Here is a 2,209-nt window from a genome sequence, read left to right on the forward strand (position 1 = left end):
GCGGGAGGGGCGGGTCAGTCCGGTTGGGGGACCTCGGTGCGGAAGCGGGCCGCCAGGGCCTCGCCCGCGGCGACGGCGCCCGCGATCTCCGGCTCCGGGACGTGCACCAGGCGCAGGCAGCCCCGCACGACCGCCTCGGCGTACGCCGCGCGCGTGCCGTCGTCGCCCCACTGCCGCTGGCTGATGATGCCCTCGACCAGCCCGAACGCCAGCTCCAGGTCGGCCTCGGGCAGCGCCCCCGCGTCGATCCCCTGCCGGGTGAGGACGGCCACGGACAGCGCGCGGTAGTGCCCCCGCAGCGCGACCTGGCTCTCCCGGGTCTCGGCGAACTCGGTCTCCGCGATGTCGAGCAGCCGGTAGACGACGTGCAGGTTCCACCGGTCCCGCAGGAGGCCGTCCAGGTCGTACCGCGCGAGCCCGGCCAGCGCCACGGCCGGGTCGACCGGGCCACCGTCCGGGCCGGCGGTGCGCAGCCAGTCGGCGAACTGCACCGACGGCGCGACCGTGCCCTTGAGCAGCGAGCGCAGGATCTGGCTCTTGTCGGCGAAGTGGTAGTAGAGCGACGCCTGCTTGATGCCGACGGTGTCGGCGATCTGCCGGGTCGTGGTCTCGGTATAGCCCTGCGAGCCGAACAGCGACGCGGCGGCCGCCAGGATCTCCTCGCGGGTGCTCAGCGCGGAGTTCGCACGCGGGGCCGACCGCGGCCGGCCCCGGCGGCGCGGCGCGGCCTCGGTCTGCTCAGCCACGGTCCACCGTCCTCCCGTCGTCGGCCCGGGCGTCCTTGACGACCCGCCCATCCTGCACCACCACCCGCACGTTCCGGGGGTCCGCCAGCGCGTCGATGCTGGTGAGCGGGTCGACGTCGGTCAGCACCAGGTCGGCGCGCAGCCCCGGCGCCACCGTGCCCACCTGGTCCGCGATCCCGAGCATCCGCGCCGCCCCGGAGGTCCCCGCGACGAGCGCGGCGGCCGGCGACAGCCCGTGCTCGACCAGCAGCGCCAGCTCGGTGAGGTTGGTGCCGTGCGGGGCGATCCCCGCGTCGGTGCCGAGCGCGACCGGCACGCCCGCCGAGATCGCGGCGTGCAGCCGCTCCCGCGCGGTGTCCGTCAGGGCGCGGCGCTTGGCGGCGACCCACGGCGCGACCCCGTCCGCCACGGGCCGGGTGAGCGTCGACAGGGTCGGCACCAGCCAGGTGCCGCGCTCCCCCATGAGGTCGATCGTCGCGTCGTCGACGAGGTAGCCGTGCTCGACGCTGCGCACGCCCGCGCGGACCGCCGCCGCGATGCCCGCGGCGCCCTGCGCGTGCGCCGCCACCCCGACGCCGCCGTGCCGGTCGGCCTCCTCGACGACGGCGCGGAGCTCGGGCTCGGACAGGCCGCCGGACTCCGGGTGGCTGCGCGGGCTCCCCATGCCGCCGGTCGCGGCGACCTTGACCCAGTCGGCCCCCTGGCGCAGCACCTCGCGGACCGCGCGGACGAACTCGGCGGGCGAGTCGGCGACGGCGCCCGCGCCGGGTCCGGTGTCCAGCGCCACCCCCTCGATCGTGCGCCAGTCGCCGTGCCCGCCGGTGATCGACAGGATCCGGATGGCGACCTGGAGCCGGGGACCGCGCACCAGCCCCTGCTCGAGCGCGTCACGGAACCCGGAGTCCGCCCCGGCCAGGTCGCGCGCGGTCGTCACGCCGGCGTCGAGGGTCGCGGACAGGTGCGGGACGGACCGCAGCGTGAGCAGCGACTCCGGCGCGAGAACCGTGCCGAGGGTGTCGCCGCCGGGGGACGTGCTGACGTGCACGTGGCAGTCGAGGAACCCGGGCAGCAGCGTGCGGCCGGCACCGTCGAGGACGGCGAGGCGGGCCGGGTCGGCGGTCGCCGCGCCGGGCACCACCGTCCCGGCGGGCCCGACGGCGGCGATCACCCCGTCGGAGACCAGCACGTCCGTCCCCGGGCGCGGGGCGGTGCCCGTGCCGTCGATCAGGCGCACGTCGCGCAGCAGCAGGTCGGTCACGGGCAGGCTCCTCGGGGTCGGGAGCGGCCAGGCTAGCCCATTACCTGTCGCAGATAGATTTTACGTCCCGGCAACATCGCGCAACCCCGTGGCAACGACCCGGGTCTACTTTTCCGGTCACCGACAGGAAATGCGTCGGCCGCACCACGGCGCGGATCGCAGGGTCCGCCCTCCCCCCCGCACCTCCCCCCTCGGCGTCGCGGCC

General features: G+C 76.5%; 2 protein-coding genes. Both read right to left on the reverse strand.

The annotated features are described in order from the left end of the window. Positions 1 to 14 precede the first annotated feature (14 nt). Positions 15 to 746 (reverse strand): TetR/AcrR family transcriptional regulator, encoded by a 732-nt coding sequence (locus MHY85_RS20830; RefSeq protein ID WP_239200348.1) that lies wholly within the window; start codon positions 744 to 746, stop codon positions 15 to 17. After that, positions 739 to 2,004: an amidohydrolase family protein gene (locus MHY85_RS20835; RefSeq protein WP_239200351.1), complete on the reverse strand. Its 1,266-nt coding sequence runs from the start codon at positions 2,002 to 2,004 to the stop codon at positions 739 to 741. Before MHY85_RS20835 ends, MHY85_RS20830 begins: the two co-directional genes overlap by 8 nt. Between the last annotated feature and the right edge of the window lie 205 nt (positions 2,005 to 2,209).

The sequence above is a fragment of the Cellulomonas sp. ACRRI genome, assembly GCF_022346185.1.
Classification (GTDB): Bacteria; Actinomycetota; Actinomycetes; order Actinomycetales; family Cellulomonadaceae; genus Cellulomonas.